This window comes from Telluria beijingensis (genome assembly GCF_030770395.1).
Classification (GTDB): Bacteria; Pseudomonadota; Gammaproteobacteria; order Burkholderiales; family Burkholderiaceae_D; genus Telluria; species Telluria beijingensis.
Genome location: NZ_CP132480.1, coordinates 4,758,138 through 4,771,354 on the forward strand (window position 1 = coordinate 4,758,138; position 13,217 = coordinate 4,771,354).

The 13,217-nt window shown below is 68.0% G+C and carries 10 protein-coding genes; 3 read left to right on the forward strand and 7 right to left on the reverse strand.

Annotated features, from left to right (window positions below; all coding sequences use genetic code 11):
* Positions 1-7: 7 nt before the first annotated feature.
* From Q9246_RS20940 to Q9246_RS20955, 4 genes are all read right to left on the reverse strand, one after another.
* A complete protein-coding gene (locus Q9246_RS20940) occupies positions 8-2,272 on the reverse strand; it encodes a xanthine dehydrogenase family protein molybdopterin-binding subunit (RefSeq protein ID WP_306392743.1) in 2,265 nt (754 codons plus the stop codon).
* On the reverse strand, positions 2,265-5,420 hold the full coding sequence (locus Q9246_RS20945; RefSeq protein WP_306392745.1) for an EAL domain-containing protein: 3,156 nt from the start codon (positions 5,418-5,420) through the stop codon (positions 2,265-2,267). Before Q9246_RS20945 ends, Q9246_RS20940 begins: the two co-directional genes overlap by 8 nt.
* 167 nt (positions 5,421-5,587) lie before the next feature.
* Positions 5,588-5,806, reverse strand: coding sequence for a DUF1289 domain-containing protein (locus Q9246_RS20950; protein WP_306392747.1), 219 nt, complete (start codon positions 5,804-5,806; stop codon positions 5,588-5,590).
* The gene (locus tag Q9246_RS20955; protein ID WP_306392748.1) at positions 5,790-6,356 is read right to left on the reverse strand and encodes a DUF1415 domain-containing protein; all 567 of its coding nucleotides are present in this window, start codon (positions 6,354-6,356) and stop codon (positions 5,790-5,792) included. Before Q9246_RS20955 ends, Q9246_RS20950 begins: the two co-directional genes overlap by 17 nt.
* Positions 6,357-6,685: 329 nt before the next feature.
* Between Q9246_RS20955 and Q9246_RS20960 the strand changes: the two genes are divergently transcribed.
* The 3 genes from Q9246_RS20960 to selD all read left to right on the forward strand — a co-directional run bounded on the left by Q9246_RS20960 (position 6,686) and on the right by selD (position 11,322).
* Entirely contained in the window at positions 6,686-8,026 is a 1,341-nt protein-coding gene (locus tag Q9246_RS20960) for a transglycosylase SLT domain-containing protein (RefSeq protein WP_306392750.1), read from the forward strand.
* A gap of 390 nt (positions 8,027-8,416) precedes the next feature.
* Complete coding sequence (locus tag Q9246_RS20965; protein ID WP_306392752.1) at positions 8,417-10,018, forward strand: DEAD/DEAH box helicase; 1,602 nt, start codon at positions 8,417-8,419, stop codon at positions 10,016-10,018.
* A 248-nt stretch (positions 10,019-10,266) separates the two neighbouring features.
* Positions 10,267-11,322: a selenide, water dikinase SelD gene (gene selD, locus Q9246_RS20970; protein ID WP_306392754.1), complete on the forward strand. Its 1,056-nt coding sequence runs from the start codon at positions 10,267-10,269 to the stop codon at positions 11,320-11,322.
* Here the strand turns inward: selD and Q9246_RS20975 are convergent.
* The 3 genes from Q9246_RS20975 to nhaR form a co-directional block, all read right to left on the reverse strand.
* Positions 11,260-11,925 carry a glycoside hydrolase domain-containing protein gene (locus tag Q9246_RS20975; RefSeq protein WP_306392756.1) on the reverse strand — a complete coding sequence of 222 codons (666 nt, stop codon included), beginning with the start codon at positions 11,923-11,925 and terminating at the stop codon, positions 11,260-11,262. The genes selD and Q9246_RS20975 overlap by 63 nt on opposite strands.
* A gap of 12 nt (positions 11,926-11,937) precedes the next feature.
* Positions 11,938-12,108, reverse strand: coding sequence for a hypothetical protein (locus tag Q9246_RS20980; RefSeq protein WP_306392757.1), 171 nt, complete (start codon positions 12,106-12,108; stop codon positions 11,938-11,940).
* Between the two features lie 61 nt (positions 12,109-12,169).
* The gene (nhaR, locus tag Q9246_RS20985) at positions 12,170-13,123 is read right to left on the reverse strand and encodes a transcriptional activator NhaR (RefSeq protein ID WP_306392758.1); all 954 of its coding nucleotides are present in this window, start codon (positions 13,121-13,123) and stop codon (positions 12,170-12,172) included.
* Positions 13,124-13,217 lie beyond the last annotated feature (94 nt).

A 13,217-nucleotide genomic window follows, 5' to 3' on the forward strand; every position in this document is an offset into this window, starting at 1 on the left:
GAGACCTTCAGCCCAGTTTCAAAGGCAGGCTGCGCAGCCTCTGCCCGGTCAACCTGAACACCGCCGCCGCCACCGCCGGCGCCACCGGCGGCACGGCCGGTTCGCCCACCCCTTCCGGATGCGCACTGCTGGGCATCACCATGGTCTCGACCTGTGGCGCCTGGCCGAAACGCAGCAGCGGATAGTCGCCGAAGTTCGACTGCACCACCCTGCCGCCCTCCACCGTGATCTCGCCGGCCAGCGCCGCCGACAGGCCAAATATCACGCTCGACTCGACCTGCTGGGCCACGATGTCCGGATTGACCGCCAGCCCGCAATCGATCGCGCACACCACGCGGTGCACGCGGATCTCGCCGTCCTGCACCGACACCTCGGCCACCTGCGCCACCGTGCTGCCGAACGAGCGGTGCAGCGCCACGCCATGGGCGCGTCCCTCCGGCGCCTGGCCCGCTGCCGCGACGGCCGCATCCAGCACCGCCAGCGCCCGCGGCTGCCGCGCCAGCAGCTTGCGCCGCAAGGCGACCGTATCCTGGCCGGCGGCGTGCGCCACCTCGTCCAGGAACGACTCCTTGAAGAAGGCATTGTGCGAATGCCCGACCGAGCGCCAGTACCCGATCGGCAGCAAGCTGTCGACATCCACATGCGCCACGCGCTGGTTGGGGATCGCGTACTGGTGGTCGTAGGCGCCTTCGGCCGTGGTCTTGTCGGGCCCCACGCCCGGCAGGCCCAGGCTGCGCGGATAATACTGGTGGCCGATCGCGCCGCTGGCCGACTTGCTGTCCCAGGCCAGCAGCTCGCCATCCGCGCCAAGTTGCGCCGTGAAGCGCGCCAGCGCCGCCGGCCGGTAGACGTCGTGCATCGTGTCCTGCTCGCGGGTCCAGATCAGCTGCACCGGCTGGCCGTCCAGCGCCTTCGCGACCGCCACCGCCTGCGCCACCATGTCGACCTCGAGCCGGCGCCCGAAGCCGCCGCCCAGCAGCATGACGTCGATCGCCACGTCCTCGCGCGCCACGCCGGCCACGCGCGCCGCGCAGTCGACCGCGATGCTCGGCACCTGGGTCGACGCCCACAGCTTCACCTTGCCGCCCGCGACCTGGGCGGTGCAGTTCACCGGTTCCAGCGCCGCATGCGCCAGGAACGGCGCGCGGTATTCGGCGCGCACGGTGCGCGCCGCGCCTTCCACCTCCCGCGTGCCGGTTTCGTGATAGACGTAGCCGTCTTCCTCGTCGAGCGCGCGCGCCAGGCCGGCCAGGATCGCGGCGCTCGACAGCCCCGCATGCTCGCCCGGCTGCCAGCGCACCGGCAGCGCCTGTGCCGCCTGGCGCGCCTGCCACCAGGTGGACGCCACCACCGCCACCGCGGCCCCGGCGCCGCTGCGGCCCGCGGGTGCGGCCGAGACGTGGACCACCGCCAGCACGCCTGGCATCCGGCGCACGGCGTCGGCATCGAAAGCGGCCACCGTGGCGCCCACGGTCGGCGCCATCGCCAGCGCCGCGTACACCATGCCAGGCGGCCGCGCATCGATGCCGAAGCGCGCGCTGCCGTCGGACTTGGCGCGGCTGTCCAGCCGCGGCAAGGACTTGCCGATCAGGCGAAACGCCTGCGGCTCCTTGAGCCGCACGTCGCCGTCATCGATCCCGGCCCCGAGCCGCGCCGCCAACGGCGCCAGCGCGCCATAGCCGGCGCGGCGGCCATCACGGTGGATGACGAAACCATCCTCGGTGCGGCAATCCTCTTCCCGCGCCAGCCAGGTGTGTGCGGCCGCCTTGACCAGCATCGCGCGCGCCACCGCGCCCGCCTCTCGCATCGGCAGCCAGGCGTCGCGCACGCTGCTCGAGCCGCCGGTGAACATGATGCCCAGCTCGCGCCCCACCTTCGCCATCAGCCACTGCGCGCTGCGCGCCGTGCGGCCGGCGTCGTCCGGGTGGAACGGCAGGCTCTCGCGCAGCAGCGTGAGATTGGCGTAGATCCTGTCGATCGGCGGCGCAATGACGCGCACCGCGTCCAGGCCGACGTCGAGTTCCTCGGCCACCAGCATCGGCAGCGCCGTGTGCACGCCCTGCCCCATCTCGCTGCGCGGCACCACCACCGATACCGTGCCGTCCGGGGCCAGCGCGACCCAGCCGTTGAGCGCCACTTCGCCCTCGGGCAGCGGCAAGGCCTGCGCCGAACGCAGGCGCTGGCGCGGCGGCTGCACGCCCCAGCCGACCAGCAGCGCGCCGCCGGCCGCCAGGCCGGCCAGCACGAAGGCGCGGCGCCCCGGCTTACGCATCGCGCGCCCCGCCCCAGCGCGCCAGCACCTCGTCGCCGCTCAAGGGCTTGCCATACAAATAGCCCTGGGCGCGGTTGCAGCCGTGGCGCAGCAGGAAGGCCGCCTGGTCTTCGCGCTCCACGCCTTCGGCGATCACCGACAGGTTCATGCTCTTGCCGAGCTGGATGATGGCGATCGCGATCGCTTCGTCGTCCGGGTCCTGCGGGATGTCCTTGATGAAGCTGCGGTCGATCTTGAGCGTCTGCACCGGCAGCTGCTTGAGGTAGGCAAGCGACGAGTAACCCGTGCCGAAGTCGTCGATCGCCAGGCCGACGCCGATCGCATGCAGGTCGTTCACGTACTGCAGCGCGTCGCCCGTGTTCATGATGGCCGATTCGGTCACCTCGAGCTGCAGCCGCCCAGGCGCCAGGCCGGCATCGTCCAGCACCGCGGCCACGGTGGCGGCCATGCCGCCGCGCTCGAACTGGCGCACCGACAGGTTGACCGCGATCTTCGGCACCGAAAAGCCGGCCGCTTCCCAGGCCACCATCTGGCGGCAGGCGTCCTGCAGCACCCACTGGCCCAGCTGGACGATCAGGCCGGTGTCCTCGGCCAGCGGGATGAAGCGGCTCGGCGCGACCTGGCCCAGTTCTGGACTGTTCCAGCGCAGCAGGGCCTCGACCCCGATCAAGCGGCCGCTGTCGATCTCGACCTGCGGCTGGAAAGCCAGGTAGATCTCGCGCCGCTCGATCGCGCGCCGCAGCAGGGTTTCCATGCGCAGCCGCAGCGCGCCGTCGCCGCTCATCGACGGCACGTAGAACTGGAAGCCGTTGCGGCCGCGCGCCTTGGCCTGGTACATCGCCACGTCGGCGTTGCGGATCAGCATGTGCATGTCGCGCCCGTCCTGCGGATACAGGCTGATGCCGACGCTGCCGGTGACGAACAGCTCGTAGCCCGAGACCTCGAACGGCTGCTCGAACATCGCCATCAGCTTCTCGGCCACGCGCGTGGCGCCGGGCGCGCCGTCGACGTCCTCGAGCAGCACGATGAATTCGTCGCCGCCGAGGCGCGCCAGCGTGTCGCCCTCGCGCAGGCAGCGCGCCAGCGCCTGCGCCGCCTGCTTGAGCAGCTCGTCGCCGACGTGGTGGCCGAGCGTGTCGTTGACGTTCTTGAAGCGGTCGAGGTCGATGAACAGCACCGCCAGCTGCTCGCCGTCGCGTTCTGCGCGCGCCATCGCGTGGCGCAGGCGGTCGTGGTACAGCAGGCGGTTGGGCAAGGCGGTCAGGGCGTCGTGGTGGGCCAGGCGGTCGAGCTGGATCTGCGATTCGCGCGCGCGCGTGATGTCGCTGAACACGCACACATAGTGCGTGGTGGCGCCGTCGTCGTCGCGCACCGCCGACACCGTGAGCGCTTCCAGGTAGGCTTCGCCGTCCTTGCGCGTGTCCCAGATCTCGCCGCGCCAGAAGCCCGACTCGCCCAGCTCGCGCCACAGCTCGCGGTAGAAGGCCTCGTCGTTGCGGCTGCCCCCATCGCGGCTCGCCGACAGGCTCGACTCGCGGCCCAGCGCCTCGTGCTCGGCGTAGCCGGTGATGCGGGTGAAGGCCGGGTTGGTGGCCGCGATCCGGCCATGCACGTCGAGCACCATCACGCCATCGGCGATGTGTTCCAGCACATTGGCCGACAGGCGCAGCTTTTCCTCGGCCAGCTTGCGTTCGGTGATGTCGGCAAACACCCAGATGCTGCCCTCGTTGGCGCGGTTCGGGTCGAGCGCGCAGCCGCTCATCAGGCACCAGAACAGGCTGCCGTCGCGGTGGCGCAGCTGGCGCTCCTCGCCCAGGTCCATGCTGCGCTCGAGCAGCGGATACTGTTCGACGCCGATCCGTTCATACTCGGCGCGGGTCGGATACAGGATCTCGGTCGACTGGCCCACCATCTCGCCCTCGGCATAGCCGAACAGCTCTTCGCAGCGGCGGTTGCTGGAGATGATGCGGCGCTGGCGCACGAACAGCACGCCGAACATGACGTTGTCCAGGATCGCGTCCTGCTCGGCCAGCAGCGCCTCGATGCGCATCTCGTCGTGGCGGCGCTCGCTGATGTCCGAGATGATGCCGTCGACCCGCACCCCGCCTGTCCCGTGCAGCGCCGGATCCCAGGCCGCCTGCGGCTGGCCGTGCTCCTGCACCCAGCGCTCGATGCCGTGGGCGTCGATGATCCGGTATTCCATCTCGTAGGCCTCGCCCGACATGGCCGCTTCACGCGCGATGCGATAGTATTCGCGCCGGTCTTCCGGATGGACGATCGCGGCCCAGTCTTCGGTGGTGGCGCACATGAAGCGCGCCGACGGATAGCCGGTGATCTCTTCGATCGCGTCGCTGACGAATTCGATCGGCCCGCCCGCGCGCACGCGATAGACGGCGCCCGGGACCTGGGTCACAATGGTGCGGAACTGTTCCTCGCGGCGCGCGATGTCGGCGAACAGGTCGCGGATCGCGAGGCGCATGCGCTCCATCTGCTCGCCCAGGCGTCCCAGTTCGTCCTGGGCCGCCAGCGCCAGCGGCGTCTCGAAGTCGCCGCGCGCCAGGCGGTCCGAGAACCGCATCAGGCTGCGCAGCGGCGCCAGCAGGCGCCGCCGCAGCAGCAGCGCGATCAGCAGCAGCGACACTGCCAGCTGCAGCGCCACCACCAGCGCGTAATTGCGCTGCTTGGCGCGCAGCTCCTGGCCGCTGCGGTAATCGTCCATCTCGAGCACCACGCTGCCGATGTCGCGGCCCTCGACCACGATCGGGCGTTCGGCGCGCAACACCCGGCCCAGCGGGCGTTCCGGCGAGCGCAGGTGCAAGGCGTTGCTGCCGGCGAGGTCGCGCACCGCGATCCCGACCACGGCCGGGTCGCGCAGCATCGCGTCGAGCAGCGGCCGGGCGCCGTCCAGGTTCATGTTCCACACCGATTCCTGCATGCCCAGCGCCAGGATGTCGGCATTGCGCTGCAGCGTGTCGTTCAGGCCGGCGGCCGCGGCCGCGCGCTCCTGCACCCCGACCAGCAGGTAGCTGACCACCACTGCCGGCGCCAGCAGGCCGGCGAACACCACCAGCAGCAGTGCGCCGTACAGGGAGCGGCCGTACAGCAGGCGCAGGCGGGATGGTGCGGCGGGAACGGCAGGGCTGGACATGGATGCGGAAAATCGCAGGACTGGCCTGATGCAGGATGGATGGCGAGATTATGCACAGTTGCTTGCTGGGAGTCACTAACTATGCACCCCAGCCGGTCGACGGGCGGTTTCCCGCAGGCGGTCTGTCGGCGGCGCGCGACAGGCCTTGTCGCGGCGCCGAAGCGGTGCTAGGTATTACGGCGCGGATACCCCTGCGCCAGGATGCGCTCCCACACGACTTCCTTCTCGGCAGCGTCCATCACGACCCAGTTGGCCACCTCGGCCACCGTGCGGCCGCAGCCGCGGCATACCTCGTCGAAGGTGGTCGAGCAGACCGCCACGCACGGGGTGTCGGGACGCTCGGGCAGCGGCGCGCGCGCGCCGCCTTCTTCAGGCCGGGCCGACATCGAGCTTGTCCCAGCCTTCATGGCCGAGCTTTTCCATGGTGGCGATATTTTTTTCGAAAATTTCTTCGGCTTCCGGGAAGGCCTCCACGGCGCGCGCGATGCTGTCTTCGCGCAGCAGGTGCAGGATTGGATACGGCGCCCGGTTGGTGTAGTTCGAGATGTCGTTGGCATCCGTATCGGCGAACTGGTAATCCGGGTGGAAGCTGGCCACCTGCAATTCGCCGTCGAGCTGCATGTCTTCGACCGCGACGTCGGCCACGTCCAGGAACTCGTTGTAGTCCTCGAAATCGTTGAGCACGAAAGGATGGATCAGCAGGGTTGTGTCGACCTGTTCGGCAGGGGTGTCGGACAGGTGCTGCAACTCGTCCATCAAGGTCTCAAGCAATTGCTCGGGCGTGGTGGCGGGCGACACAACGTAGCGCACCTGCTCTTTCACATAGACCGACTTGGCGAAGGGGCACAGGTTGAGGCCGATGACGGCCCGCTCCAGCCAGTTGCGGGTAGCGGCGACGATGGCATCGTCGTCGGCGTTCAAATTGGGGGTGCTCATGGTGAAACTTTCAATAGCGGGGCGAACAGCAAAGGCCCGATTGTACGCACTCTTTGCGCCAACTCATAGATTGACCCCACGGCGGCGCTAAGGTTTGGCAAGCGCGGCCGTACTAGGGCGAGCCCATGGCAAAAGAACGCGTATCTCATCAATATTCGTGATATGTGCGGCATCTTCCGTTTTCATGATGCCAATAGCCGGCATCCTCCCTTCGATTTTAATTGTAACGACAGCGACTTACTTCTTGACTGACTCGACAATTGATCCGTACACTGCCCTCTTGTCTTGTCCGCTCGTTCCTGGACGCAACACTGGAAAAGCCTTACACCATGAAGCCCATGCACGATACGAAACGCTCCATCCTTACCCTGGCTGCGCTGGCCCTCCTGGCCACAGCACCGCTGAGTCGGGCGATGGACGCCGCACCTGCGTCGAGTATCCAGGCTGCCGCGAGCGGCGAACGCAGCACGCTGGCCGCATCGCTGACAAAGATCGGGGCGGACAAGGCCGACGAGTACCGCGAGACCGACGTCTGGGGCCGTATCCGCAGCGGCTATGCGATTCCCGACCTGAACAATGCGCTGGTAACCCGCCATGCCCAGGCCTATGCGAATCACCCGGCCAACCTGTCCCGCATTTCGGGCCGCGCCTCGCCCTACCTGTACCACGTGGTGTCGGAACTCGAAAAGCGCGGCATGCCGACCGAGCTGGCCCTGCTGCCGGTGATCGAATCGGCCTTCAACCCGCAAGCCATGTCGAGCGCGAATGCCGCCGGCCTGTGGCAATTCGTGCCCGGCACCGGCAAGGACTTCGACCTGCGCCAGAACATGTTCAAGGACGAGCGGCGCGGCGTGATTGCCTCGACCGACGCCGCCCTGACCTATCTGCAGCGCCTGTACACGATGTTCGGCGACTGGCCGCTGGCCCTCGCGGCGTATAACTGGGGCGAAGGCAATGTTCAGCGCGCCATCAAGAAAAACCAGGAACTGGGCAAGCCGACCGATTTCGAGAGCCTGGCCGAGCTGATGCCGGCGGAGACCCGCAACTACGTGCCCAAGCTGCAGGCGGTCAAGAACGTGGTGGCCAATCCTTCCCAGTACGGCGTGGTGCTGCCGGCGATCGACAACCAGCCCTATTTCACCACGGTCGACAAGACCAGCGACATCGACCTGGCCATCGCGGCCCAGCTGGCCGAGATGTCGCTCGACGAATTCAAGGCGCTCAATCCGCAATTCAAGAAGCCGGTCATCATCGGCGGCGAACGCACCAAGATCCTGCTGCCGACCGAGAACGCCGAGAAATTCCATAGCAACCTGGCGCAATGGGGCCATGCGTTGTCAACCTGGACCACGCACAAGATCACCGGCGCCCGCGTGACCATCGCCCAGCTGGCCTCCAAGTTCGGCACCACGCCCGAAGTCATTCGCGAAGCCAACAATATCCCGGCCAAGTCGCGCCTCAAGGCCGGCTCGACCATCCTGGTGCCGAAGACGTCGGCGTCCAGCCACGGCGACATCGCCGAGAACATCATCGAGAACGCGGTGGTCGCGTTCGAGGCCGACCGCGGCAGGGCCACCCGCAATGCCTCGCGCTTCAAGGCCAAGGCCGGCGCCAGCAAGAACAGCAAGCGCATCGCGCGCAATACCTCGTCCAAGCGCAAGCAGCGCTGAGCTGGCGGGCCGCCGGCCCCGCCCATGCTGCCGTCAGGCTAGATATTGCTGTGCAGCATTAGCTGCACAGTTTTACGCCTGCTCGTGCACGAAACCGGAAAAACCTGTATAGTACGGTTTGTGCGCTGCGGCATGATGCCGCTTTGGTAGCAAGAACAGTTACAGCGACAGCAGTACAACTAGCAGCTACGCAAACCCCAGGCAGCTCGACCAGAGCGCCATTCCAAAGCCTCCCGCCTTGCGTGTCGTTTCCAGACACCGTCCCGGCGCAAAGCTTTTGTGCCGAAATTTCTTTCATTATTGAGTCATTTCGTTTGTCGGTTCGCGTCGCATTTTTACGTTCGCTCCCACGTGCGAACGTGCATGATTTATTCCGAAAGTAAAGAACACATGAGTTTTGAAGCACTTGGCCTGCACGCGTCCATCGTCCAGGCAGTCGCCGATACCGGCTACACCACCCCGACCCCGGTCCAGGCGCAAGCCATCCCGGCCGCCATCGCGCGCCGTGACCTGCTGGTGTCGTCGCAGACCGGTTCGGGCAAGACCGCCGCCTTCATGCTGCCGGCCCTGCACCACCTGGCCAACGCCGAGCCTACCCCGGTCGGCAAGACCCCTGCGCAAGAAGCGCAGGCCGCCCGCGCACGCGGCGAGCGCGTCCGTTTCAAGCCGGCCCAGCCAAAGATGCTGGTCCTGACCCCGACCCGCGAACTGGCCCTGCAGGTGACCAGCAATACCGACAAGTACACGGCCCATATGCGCCGCGTGCGCTGCGTCTCGATCCTGGGCGGCATGCCGTATCCGAAGCAGATGCAGCTGCTGGCCAAGAACCCTGAAATCCTGGTCGCCACCCCGGGCCGCCTGATCGACCACATGGAGTCGGGCAAGATCGACTTCTCGCAGCTCGAGATCCTGGTGCTGGACGAAGCCGACCGCATGCTCGACATGGGCTTCATCGACGACATCGAGAAGATCGTCGCCGCGACCCCGTCGACCCGCCAGACCATGCTGTTCTCGGCGACGCTCGATGGCGTGGTGGGCAATATGGCGCGCCGCATCACCAGCGACCCGCTGACGATCCAGATCGCCAGCGCCACCAACCGCCACGAGAACATCGTGCAGCGCGTGCACTTTGTCGACGACCTGTCGCACAAGAACCGCCTGCTCGACCACCTGCTGCGCGACGAGACGCTCGACCAGGCCGTGGTGTTCACCGCCACCAAGCGCGACGCCGACATGATCGCCGACCGCCTCAACATCGCCGGCTTCGCCGCCGCCGCGCTGCATGGCGACATGCACCAGGGCGCCCGCAACCGCACGCTCGACGGCATGCGCCGCGGCAGCGTGCGCGTGCTGGTCGCGACCGACGTCGCCGCGCGCGGCATCGACGTGCCGACCATCACCCACGTGGTCAACTATGACCTGCCGAAGTTCCCCGAGGACTACGTGCACCGCATCGGCCGTACCGGCCGCGCCGGCCGCAACGGGACCGCGATCTCGCTGGTCAACCACGCCGAAAACATGGCCGTGCGCCGCATCGAGCGCTTCACCCGCCAGCCGATCCCGGTCAACGTGATCGAGGGCTTCGAGCCGAAGCGCGCTGCTGCGCCGTCGCGTTCGAGCACCCGTCCGGGCTGGAAACCAGGCGACGGCCGCAATGCCGGCAAGCCGGCCCAGCGCGGCTTCGGCAAGCCGTCGGGTCCACGCGAAGGCGGTTACGCCGACCGCGCGCCACGCGAAGGCTATGCCTCGCGTCCGCATGGCGACCGCCCGTACGGCGACCGTCCTCAAGGCGAGAGCCGCTATGCCGACCGCGGTCCGCGTGAAGGCTATGCGCCGCGTCCGCAAGGCGACCGTGCGGCCGCCGACCGTGCGCCACGCGACGGCAACCGCTTCGGCGGCCCGCGCGAAGGCCAGGGCCAGCGCCGCGAAGGCGGCTACAAGGGCGCCCACCCGCGCTCGATGGACGGCGCCCGCCGTTCGTTCGGCGAGTAATTCGCTGGCATCTAGCCGCTGCAGCGTTAGCAAGCTGCAGCAAGCACGTCGTCCCCGCGCAGGCGGGGATCCAAGTCAGTTTGCGCCGCCACTTCGTTCGATCTAAGTGGTGGGCTGAGAAACTTGGGTCCCTGCCTGCGCGGGACGACGTTTTTGCGCTAACGAAAAAGGGACTGCGCTGGCTCGCTGGCAAGCATCCACCCCCGACTTGCGCGATAATTCGACGATCAACGACAACCGGATACCCCATGAGCTCCAGCGACCAATCCATCAAACTCACCTCGTTCTCGCACGGCGGCGGCTGCGGCTGCAAGATCGCGCCCGGCGTGCTGGCCGAGATCCTGAAGTCGTCCACCGGCTTCCCGGTGCCGAAGGAGCTGATGGTCGGCATCGAGACCGCGGACGACGCCGCGGTCTACCTGCTCAACGACGAGCAGGCGCTGGTCGCCACCACCGATTTCTTCATGCCGATCGTCGACGATCCCTTCGACTTCGGCCGCATCGCCGCCACCAATGCGATCTCGGACGTGTACGCGATGGGCGGCACCCCGATCATGGCGCTGGCCCTGGTCGGCATGCCGATCAACAAGCTGCCGCTCGAGACCATCGGCCAGATCCTGGAAGGCGGCGCCACCGTCTGCCGAGAAGCGGGCATCCCGATCGCCGGCGGCCACACCATCGACTCGGTCGAGCCGATCTATGGCCTGGTGGTGCTGGGCCTGGTGCATCCGTCGAAGGTCAAGAAAAACAGCGCGGCGCGCGCCGGCGACGTGCTGGTGCTGGGCAAGCCGCTGGGCGTTGGCGTGCTGTCGGCCGCCCTCAAGAAAGGCGTGCTGGGCGAGGAAGGCTATGCAGCCATGATCGCCAACACCACCAAGCTCAATAAACCGGGCCGGCTGCTGGCCGACATGTCGGGCGTGCACGCCATGACCGACGTCACCGGTTTTGGCCTCCTGGGCCACCTGCTGGAACTGGCGCGCGGCGCCGGGCTGCAGGCGCAACTCGACATGCCCGCGGTGCCGCTGCTGCCGGGCGTGCTGCAACTGGCGCAGGACGGTTTCTTCACTGGCGCCTCCGGCCGCAACTGGGATGCCTATGGCAAGGACGTGCAACTGGACGACGCCCTGAGCCCGGCCCAGCGCGCCCTGCTGACCGATCCGCAAACCTCGGGGGGCCTGCTGGTGGCCTGCGCCCCTGGCGCCGTCGACGAGGTGCTGGCGCTGTTCGCGCGCGAAGGCTTTTCAGGTGCGGCCGTGGTCGGCCGCATGGAAGCGGGCGCGCCGGGCATCGCCGTGCGCGCCTGAGGCGACGCTGAACAGGCCGGGATCCCGGCCTGCCTGTCCCAGCACCGGCGCCAGGCGCAATTCGACGCCGTCGAGCACCAGGCGCGCAGCCGGCCACTGCAACAGCGCATGGCGCGCCGCCGCACCGGATGGCGTCGGCGCCAGCCAGCTCAGGGCCGCCAGGCCGCGGTCGACCAGGCCGGCGCAGGCGGCATGGCTGCCGCGGACACCGACCCGGTAGCCGGCGCCGCCGCCAAGGGCGGCGCGCAGGCCGGCCAGGTACTGGGTCAATTTGTCATCGAGGTCGGCCGCCGAGGCGGTTTCGCCCAATGCAAAATAGATCGCGCTTCCTGGCGGCTGCCCGGCCGCGCGCGCAAGGCGCAAGGCTTCGGCCCCGTCGAGCAGGCCCCGGCGGCGCGACCAGCCATCCGGCACTGCATCGCTCTCCCATAGCGCACCGATGCGAAACCCGGCATCGGACAGGCGCCGCGTTTCGCTTGCATCGAGGTTGCTCGCGGGGTCCCGGCTATAACGCCGCATGACGAAGTCGATGCCGCGCTGGCGCAGCGAGGCCGCGTGATCCGCGATGGCGAACGGCGAATCGCAGCCGCGCAGCGCCGCCACGACGGTAGCGCCTCAGTCGCGTTCGGAGACGGCGGCGCGCTCGTCGTCGCGCGCCGGCAGCCGCACTGGCGCCGGCCGGTGCAGCGAGACGGCCACCGCCGCCACGACCAGCGACACCAGCAGCGAGGCGACCAGCGCCAGCAAGACCGGCAGGGGAAGGTTGGCGGCGAGGATATGGCTCATGGCGTCTCCCGATGTGATTTCTCGCGTTCGATTGGTTTCGCGCAAGCCCGTACTGTGCCATTCATGGCGCGTCCTCGGATTGACGAAGCGCAACGCCGCCATCATCCCGGCTGTCTCCCCGCGCAAACAGCTTGTCGCGCGCCAGCCTGCTGATCGCCACCGTGGCCGGATGGCTCATGCGGCGCTCGGTGGTGATCGCATACACCTGCTCGACCACCGACTCGACCTGGCCCAGCGCGACCAGCCCGTACTGGCTGCTGACCTGGGCCGCGATCACGGCCGGCGCGAAGAACACGCCGGCGCCCGAGCGGCCGAAGGCCTGGATCATGGCGCTGTCGTCGAACTCCCCCACCACGCGCGGATGCACGTCGCAGCGTTCGAGCCAGCGCAGCAGGCGCTGGTGGATCGCGAAATCCTCGCCCGGGAGCAGCATCGGCGCATTGTGCAGGCAGGCCGGGAACGGTTGCGTGAAGGTGGCCGCCAGCGCCTCGGTGCAGAAGGCCGTCATCGGGCTCTCGCCCAGCAGGTGGTTGTAGGCGCGCACGCTGAAGTGGCCCGGGATCGGGCGGTCGGCGATCACCAGGTCGAGGCGGTGCACGGCCAGGTCGGCGATCAGGCTGTCGAGGCGGCCCTCGCGGCAGATCAGCTTGACCGGTTCGGCCAGCCGCAGGGCCGGCTCGACCAGGTCCACCGCGATCAGCTTCGACACCGAATCGGCGCAACCGACCCGGTAGGAGGTGGTGGCGAAGGCATGGTCGCGCACGAGTTCGAGCAGCTCGTCGCCGGTATTGAAGATGTCTTCGGCATAGCTGACGATGCGGCGCCCGGTATCGGTCAACTCCAGCTTGCGCCCGACCCGGCGGAACAGCTCCACGCCCAGGCTGTCGGCGAACTCGGACAGCTGGCCCGAGATCGAGTGCGGGGTCAGGTGCAGCTGCTCGGCCGCCCGGGCAATGCTGCCGGTTTTCGCCACCATCCAGAAGTAACGCAGGTGTTTATAGTTGAGTGTCGACATGTCGCATTCACGTAAACATCGAAAAATCCGATGTTACATCAAATAAGATTCGATTTGTGCGAGGTATTGCCGCGTCCTATAGTTGGGTTTTACC